The sequence below is a fragment of the Thalassococcus sp. BH17M4-6 genome (assembly GCF_049323015.1).
Lineage (GTDB): Bacteria > Pseudomonadota > Alphaproteobacteria > Rhodobacterales > Rhodobacteraceae > Puniceibacterium.
On record NZ_JBMPGU010000020.1, the window covers coordinates 50782 to 58891 of the forward strand.

At 57.9% G+C, this 8110-nt stretch carries 7 protein-coding genes; all 7 read right to left on the reverse strand.

Going from position 1 to position 8110, the window contains the following annotated elements:
* Positions 1-17: 17 nt before the first annotated feature.
* On the reverse strand, positions 18-980 hold the full coding sequence (locus ACOXXX_RS20005; protein ID WP_422828399.1) for a polysaccharide deacetylase family protein: 963 nt from the start codon (positions 978-980) through the stop codon (positions 18-20).
* Positions 977-2173 carry a hypothetical protein gene (locus ACOXXX_RS20010; protein WP_422828400.1) on the reverse strand — a complete coding sequence of 399 codons (1197 nt, stop codon included), beginning with the start codon at positions 2171-2173 and terminating at the stop codon, positions 977-979. The genes ACOXXX_RS20005 and ACOXXX_RS20010 overlap by 4 nt, the downstream gene beginning before the upstream one ends.
* A complete protein-coding gene (locus ACOXXX_RS20015) occupies positions 2157-3251 on the reverse strand; it encodes a glycosyltransferase family 4 protein (RefSeq protein ID WP_422828401.1) in 1095 nt (364 codons plus the stop codon). The genes ACOXXX_RS20010 and ACOXXX_RS20015 overlap by 17 nt, the downstream gene beginning before the upstream one ends.
* Complete coding sequence (locus ACOXXX_RS20020) at positions 3248-4465, reverse strand: glycosyltransferase (protein WP_422828354.1); 1218 nt, start codon at positions 4463-4465, stop codon at positions 3248-3250. The genes ACOXXX_RS20015 and ACOXXX_RS20020 overlap by 4 nt, the downstream gene beginning before the upstream one ends.
* Before the next feature lie 38 nt (positions 4466-4503).
* Positions 4504-5601, reverse strand: coding sequence for a glycosyltransferase family 4 protein (locus ACOXXX_RS20025; protein WP_422828355.1), 1098 nt, complete (start codon positions 5599-5601; stop codon positions 4504-4506).
* Positions 5602-5989: 388 nt separating this feature from the next.
* On the reverse strand, positions 5990-6871 hold the full coding sequence (locus ACOXXX_RS20030; RefSeq protein WP_422828356.1) for a sulfotransferase domain-containing protein: 882 nt from the start codon (positions 6869-6871) through the stop codon (positions 5990-5992).
* The coding region (locus ACOXXX_RS20035) for a glycosyltransferase (protein WP_422828402.1) at positions 6868-8110 on the reverse strand (1243 nt) is incomplete at its 5' end. The genes ACOXXX_RS20035 and ACOXXX_RS20030, both read right to left, overlap by 4 nt.

Here is an 8110-nt window from a genome sequence, read left to right on the forward strand (position 1 = left end):
AGGCTCTTGTATAAGGATTATGAACACGCGACGTCACGCATGTTTTTGCTGACCATCCCGAACCGGTCTCGGCACCTTTTGAAACACGCCAGCACCCTGTCGAGCTGGGCAAGGTTCTCCGCCATGTTGCGGCCAAAGTTATGCGGGTGCCACCACAAATGGTAACATCCACCACGCTGGGCAGCCGCTTCCATTTCGGCTTCGATCCTGCGGACATGCATGGCCTGGTAAGCTTTCAACTTTCCTGACCACGGTCGCAGGAACCGTGATGCCGGCACATTGCACGCCGGCCCGTGACGGCTTGGCGTCACGACCTGTTTGGGTCCAATCGGAAGGGCTCCGTCAAGGAAACGCGCCACCCGGAACAATCCGGTTGTCTCCTGTCCCGAACGGGGGCGGTACAACCAGCCCGTGGCACTGCCTCGATGAATATTCACACCGAGTTCCACGCTTTGATCGATGAATGCGTCGGTCGCCTGGTTTCTCGGGAAAACGAGGCTCTGAACCTCGTGGCCCGCGTGATTTGCAATCGCGATTGCGGCGGAAAGATCCGCCTCAAATGCGGATGTATCCGCCCCCGGCTCCAGACAGTAAAAGTGGCTGTAGGTGTGCGTGGCAATTTCCTGACCGGGCGTCTTCGCAATTTTGTCGATCAAAGAGGCCCCGAAATGAAGCGGATCCGCCTCTTCATTTTCGCCGATGCGACCGTTTTCGATCTCCGCGTAGGGCGACAGATTGGCATTTTCGTACATCGGCCGCGCCGTCGGGGCAAATTCCAGCATTTCCTTTCGGTTTTTCGCGAACAACAGCCCGACAGTCGCCCAGGTCGCTCTGATACCGGCGTCCTGGAACCGGGCCAGCATGATCGGGATGGCCTCTCGGCCCCCGAGCACGGCATCACCGTAATCCTGAACCGTTCGGTGGTCGCGCACGCCCCACATCAGCTCAAAATCCAGAGAAATGACAAAGGATCCGGTCATGAGCGGTTCTTGACCCTGGACGTGATGCGTTGGGCCAGCTTGGCGGCGAACGTTCCCAACTCTCCCAAGGCGGGCGCGGGATCGTCCCATGCGCCCGTTACATCCGCGCAGCCCGTGACGGGTGTCTTCTGCGACAGGTCCGGCGCGGGCAAGACAAAATCCCTGTTCCAGACATAGAACAGGCGAGAGGCGAGATCCTTGGAGGAATATCGCCACAGCACACCGTCCTTTTGCGAGGCCGAAGGCGGCAGGGGCGCGCCCCGGGCTTCTGCCACGGCGGTTTCGACCAGCGGCACACCTGATGCGGTGGCAACGGAAAACCAAAGGGACGGGCGCGGGTTCGACTCGATGATTTTCAACTCACCGGTTTCGGGATGGCGCTTGAACTCGGCGGCAGCGATCCCCCTGTACCCAAGCGCGGACAGTAGTCTTTCGGCGGTTTCAGCGGTTTCCCGACAGGTTTCGCTTTGCACCAGGGACGCGGACCCGAAGCCCGCGGGATATTGGCGAAGCTTTCGCGCCGTGAAGCGCTGACGCACCTGCCCGGCCTCGTCGAGATAGCCGCACCACAGGGTGATGTTGCTTTCCGATCCCGGCACGATTTCCTGCATCAAGAGCATCCCGGCTTCCTTCGGGATCGTCGGCAAGACAGCATCGAAGTCAGATCGGTTTCTGGCAATCCAGCCTTTCTGCCCGGCCATCAAATGCTTCACGTCCTGGATCCGGGCCGGTTTGATCATGGAGGGAAAGGCAATTTGATCGCGGTATTTGTCGGCGTCCTCGACATCGGCCGACCACACGGTGGGATAGACAACGCCATGCGTCTCGCACAGCCGGTAAAAGATTTCCTTGTCCATGATCTGGCCTGCCAGACCGTCCCGATACGATCCTTGCAGATGCACATGGTTTTCAAGGATATCAGCCCGGGCCAGAACCGCTTCGAGATCCTGGTCCGACGTGACGATAAGGACGGGTTTTCTGGCGCTGTTCGGGTCCACGCGATCCAGAATGGCCGCCACGCGGGCTTCGGCCGTGTCTGCCGCGATGCGTTCCGCCAGAAGCCGGGACCACAACCCGGGTGCTCCCGGGGCCCCTACCCCCAAGACGGAATATCCCGCCCGCCCGGCTTCTCGCACCGCGTAGAGACCTGTCGGAGACAGGCCAAGAACAATGACATCAGGGTCTTTGGGCATCGTCCACCACGTCTTTGAGAAGACGCGCCATAGTGGCCGCGATTGCGGAAGGATCAAACCTCTGTTCGACCTCGGCCCTGGCGGCGATGGCGATGCGCTGACGCAGCTCTGCGTCCTCGATGGCGCGGGCGAGGTGGCTTTCCCAATCTTCGGGCGTTTCGCAAAGAAATCCGGTTTCAGCGTGGCGGATAAGCTCGAGGTTATACCCCATTGCAGAGACGACCGGCACGACACCTGCCGCCATGTAGGTCCGCGCCTTGCCGCCTGATTTCCCTTTCGCCCAGTCTTCGGGCGGCAAGGGCATGAGCCCGATGTCGAACCGGGCAAGCGCAGCCAGCTCGCCCTTCAGCGTCCAGTCACTGAGCTGCCAGTCGACACCCTCCATCTGGAAATCATTGCCGCCCATGATCTCCCACCGGACGTCCGGATACCTGCGCGCGAGGGATTGCAACACCGGCTCGATGAACCTGAGGTACTTGACCGTGGAAGGAGAGCCGAGCCAGCCGATCGTAATGGCCGTATCATTGGAATGCACGGCATGCATGGGTATACGCGTGGTGTCTTCGGCGACCTCAAGGGTCTCTGCCCTCTCGGCGCCGGCGGCGACCGCCGCATCGCGCAACCAGTTGTTGCCGGCAACCACACAATGCACGAGGCGAAAGAGGTCGCGTGTCTTGTCTGGTGACCTGAGCGCCGTCGCGAGCCTGTTGTAGCGCGAGGCCTTCTTGATGAAGAGCGCGTCATCGTAGTCGAAGAACAGCACGGCGCCCTGCTTCTTGAGTGCAGCCTCTATAACGGGCGGCCCAAAGGGCAGTAATTCGCGCTGCAGATATAACGCATCGTATTGCCGCCAGTGGCGCAGCGCCCACAGACGTCGAACGGTTGCGCGCATCGTCGCCCATATCTTGGCACCTGTTCGTCCAGGCGCGAGCGAAAGACGATACATGGGCGTATCCATGAAGCTTTGCACCTCTGCTGACACGCCAAGGGCCTCAAGATGCTTGAGGTATTGAAACACGCGGTAGCGGCTGGAGGCGCCTTCTACCGGGTAGCGCGTCAGAAACAGAACACGGGTCACGCCGGACGCCCGGAGAGCTTTTTGTAGATATCCGAATAGGCCGCAACGCCGGTTGCAAGAGAGAACCGTTCCTCGGCCGCAGAGCGGCAGCGCGCTTTCATACCCGGATCCGCGGCCATCGCGAACAGGGTATCCAAAGCCTTGTCGAGATCGGTCAGGTCGACGTTTTCGGTTCCCAGTGGCGGAAGCGCGATCCCGGTTCCGGTTTCGTCAAGATCGTCGGCGACATCCCCGACACCGCCATTCGCGAGACACGGCTTGCCGCATGCCAGAAACTCGCCCATGCGGGTCGGACAGGACGCCCGCTTTGACCAGGCGGGCCGAATAAAGAAGACGCCCGCATCCATGCGGGCGATTTGATGGGCAACTTCCGAAAAATCCGCGCTGCGCACCTCGACCCGATCCAGATCGGCCCCGGCCCGGTCCAGAGCCTTTCGGACAAGATCGTGACTTCCTTGAGTGATCACAAGAAACTTGGCATCCGGACGCAGCGCAAAGGCGCGCGCAACGGCCTGTGCGACCTCATCAAAGAGGTACCAGCTTCCGACAGAGCCGACATAGCCCAGAGTGAAGCCCTCGCGGGGGGTGTCCTGCGGCCGAAACACGTCGAGGTTGGTGCAGGTCGGGATCACGGTCGATTTTGGCGGCACTCCCTGCATGTAATCAAAGGCTTCGTATTCACGAATGCCGGCCTTTGTCAGGGAGACGATGTGATCGGCGTTCAGAAACAAGCTGCGCTCCACACGTTTGAACACGCGGTACGTCAGGCTGGATTTCGACCAGATCCCCCCATCGACCCGTTCATCGGGCCAGAACCCACGCATGTCGAAGATGAACCTCGCGCCCGTGGCCCGTTTGACGGCCAGCCCCATCAGGCTCGCGATATAGCTTCGGCAATGCACGACCTCGGCGTCAACCTCGCGGGCGATACGGATGGCCTGCCTGCGCCCGGCGACCAGATCGTAAAGCGTCGCCAATATGCCGATCGGTTTGTTGTGCCACACCCGCGGTCGCCAATCGACACCGGCTGCCTGGCAAAGCGCCTGCATCTTCGCCACCTGCGTGCGGTCATTCAGAGCATCAGGTTTTTCGAAGCTCAGCACCGTCATGCGATGCCCTTTTCGCCCCAAGGCAAGAACGTATTGCAATACTTGGCTTTGACCCAATGGGTCCATCAATCCAGTGTAGGAGATGTACAGAACGCTTTGGGTCATGAGGCCTCAGACGGTGTCGGGAAGCATGCAACCGGCTCTCACCCGGTGATCGCCGCCTCGTATATCTTGATCAGTTGTGCGGCGATAGCCGGAAGAGCGAATTCCGCCTCGGCTCTGGCACGGGCGGTTTTTCCCATCGTCTCGCGCAGTCCGGGATCGTCCGCCAACTCCAGAATGGCCTGCGCGAGTCCATCGACATCGCCAACCGGAACCAGGCGGCCCGTATTTCCCATGACTTCGGGCAGACCGCCGGCGGTGGATGCGATGACCGGCTTTGACAGGCTCATGGCCTCGAGCGCCGTCAACCCGAACCCTTCGTAAAGCGACGGTATGACGATGATGTCCGCGGTCGCCATCACGTTCAGGAAGGCCGCGTGCTCCAGGTTTCCGGTAATCGTCACCGGGAAAGGCAGGTCGCCAGCCGCCTCCTGCAGATCCGATTGCAGCCTGCCGTGTCCGGCGAACGTGATTTTGAAAGACCGCTCCGCAAGTCGCGGGTCGCGCAACGCGGCAACGAGATCGCGATGCCCTTTCTCGGTGACAAGCCGCCCCGGCAGAACGATGTGCAGCGGCGCATCCGGATCACGCGGCATTTCCTGAACTGCGCCGACTACCTTGAGATCAATCGGATTGTAGACGACCTCGACGCGATCCAAGGACAAGGCTTCCCGGTAATGATCGGCAACCGCCTGCGACACGGCAAGCTTGGCGATCATCCCGCGCCGATAGACGTAGCGCGCCAGCGCCTTGCGAAACCGCAGTTTCAACCCGTCCCGATTGGCGCCTGCATAGGCAAGGTTGTGGAAGGTCACGAAGGTCCGTGCCCGGCTCACGCCCATCAAGCGCGCCAACGCCGTATTCACGGCGGGGAAATAGAGATGCGCGTGCAGGATCTCAGCCTCGGGCATCACGCGGGCGATGTCACGCGCGCCGGCAAGCAAATTCCATTTGTGCCGATTGGGAAGACGAATGACCGGCACACCCGCTGCTTCGAGCTCCGGCTGCAGATCATAGGGCGCAGAGCGCACCGCTACGGTGACCACGTGCCCCTGCCGCACCAGTTCCGGCAGCAGCATGACCAACAACCGCTCGGCACCGCCGCGCGCTAGCGTGTCGATGACATGGAGGATTTTCACTTTACCTGTCCATTCGAATTGCCAATAGCCCTACAGCTGCACCCTCAACCAAGCCTCTGCGGACTCCGACTCACGCCCAGCCATCGCTTGAGATCACGGTGCCGCCAGGCTCAGTCACCGATGCCAATCACCCAAGGCGTGCTGACCTGCGGTCTCATCACAGTGCGGACGGTTTTCTTGCTGATAAGCAAAAGAAGTGGTGAAGCCAGACCTTGGATCTTGACGCCTACCAATAACACGGCCGAAATGACAAAGACGGTCTTGCAGGTGCCCATTTCGCCGCAGGTATTGTTTGGAAATTACTGGCGAGAAACGCTCAGAAAATATATGCATTCGACACCAAAAGCGCCGTGTAGACAGACCAAAAAAGATCCAAGCACTCCTTGCACTATTGCAGCCGCTCAGTCATTTCACGAAGCTTTAGACGGTCTTTGGCGAATGCGGACCTAATTTCATCTCGCAAAACATTATTGGGTCGCGACGCATATCCTGCCTCAGCGTTCAAATATCGCAAAACCTTCGCCAGCCCCAGGCGCTTACGACCCAGCAAACGCTTAATAACGGCAGAAGCCAGCAATAGGGATTTCGGGGGACGCTGTGTCAGGTTTGCAAATACCGCACTCTTATGACGCTTGGCGCTATGGATCTGCTCAAAACAGTCCCGTCCGTCATCTTCAAGACCGAGAAATTGGATAATGGAGACGTAGGTGGGCCGGGGGTTTTCTATCCAGTCGGAAAAATGTACGATCTTAATATTCGTGGACGGGAACAGCGCGATGTAACGCTCGAGTTGCTCCGCAAATCGTCCGACCGCCGCATAGTCGAGAAATGCCGGCTCCCGGCATGTTTTTGGGATGTGACGATTTTTTCCGTCACGTGCAGAGGACCAGATGGTTCTAAAATCCGTGATGGTTTCATCACGGTTGTAGAGCAACTGGTTGTGATAGGAGAGCAAAAAATCCCCGTGATCGCGGAGGAAAACGAGGATCTTCGCCTGAGGATTGTATTCGTTGATATTTTGCGCTGCAACTTTTGAGTAAAGATAGTTGACCGACGCCTCTCCAACAACTTTCTCGCAGTCCGCTTGCGCAAAAAGAGCTTCGTATTCCGGGAGCGTTTTTGCCCATCTATAGTTTGGAAAGTCAGTACAAAAAAAATGCGGCTCCTTCGCGGGAGAAAAATAGATTTCAGGATGATCTGATAAATATCTAACCCAAGCAGTAGTTCCACATTTTGGCGCGCCAACGATGAACAAATTTGGTATTGTCATATCTTTCCCTGCTTAGAGGTCACCGCGGCATTAAGAATTTTCAGGAACTGCTCTGCTTGGAACGCTCTTTGGAAATTAACATTATCGCTTATTTCAGATACATATTTTCCAGCCAAAATGTTCTCGATTGCCGACTTGATTTCCCCGGGCCGATCATGTTCGGCGACTGGCCCGAGTTCATGTTCCTCGACCAAAGCCTTAAGTTCGTAATTGTCATTGTGGAGCAGCAGTATCGGTCGGGCGGCCCCGATATACTCAAATAGCTTTCCCGTGAGCACCCCGGCTTCTCCGTGCTGCAGGAGAATGAGCGCAGTGGCCGATAACATTTTTCTGACCGCCTCGTCATGGGGCACGTATCCATAAACAGCGCAGAACTCCGCGTTGGGATACGCGTTTATGACTTCTTGTAAATTGGAGGCCCTGTTTTCACCGTAGATTTCGAGTCGTACCGGCGGTTGCCGATCGACAAGGCGCGCATCGTTGAGCTTAGAAAGCGCCGCAACCAAGTTACGAAAACTCGGTATATGCGTCACGAATCCCACGTAGCGCAATACAGGCGCGCCTGGATTTATCTCATGTGGCGCGTCATGATGGCGAAAATCATCAGCATCATATCCGTTGTAGATGACCTCTATCCTATCGGAACGGACGTCGTAAAATGAAGAAAGAGATTGAGCGTATGATTTTGAGACAACCGAAAATTTTGAAACGTCTGGAAACAGAGATCGTTCGAGCCTGCCTATCAGAAGTCGCCGGACCATACTGAAGCCCTGGATCTTTTTTCGGTTGATGGCGTCTTTTTGCTTGAAGTCCCGTATGTCCGTAACAACCGGTATGTCCAGCATCTTGCCGATGGCTATCCCGGCCCGCAACGCGGATGGAGAACCGTAGCTGACAAATACAGCGTCGAAATGCCCTGTCTGCGCCAGATGTCTCGCCTTGCGATAAGCCGCGCGGCCCCAGGCACCATGTTCGTCGGGGAGGAACCGGCGTGCGAAACGCCTCTTCACTCTGGAAAGGAGGCTGGTCGACCCCAACATGGAATGTGTCACATGATGCACCTCGAGATCTCTGGGCAGATCGCGCATCAAGGTTTCGTCGAGCAACCCACCATCGAAACGCGCCGTAATTACGACTGGCTCAGCGCCCAAACGTTTTGCGTATTTGCAGAACTTTGCCACACGCTGCACGCTGGATCCGCCCCGCGGCGGAAATGTCGCCGTGATGACAAGGAATCTC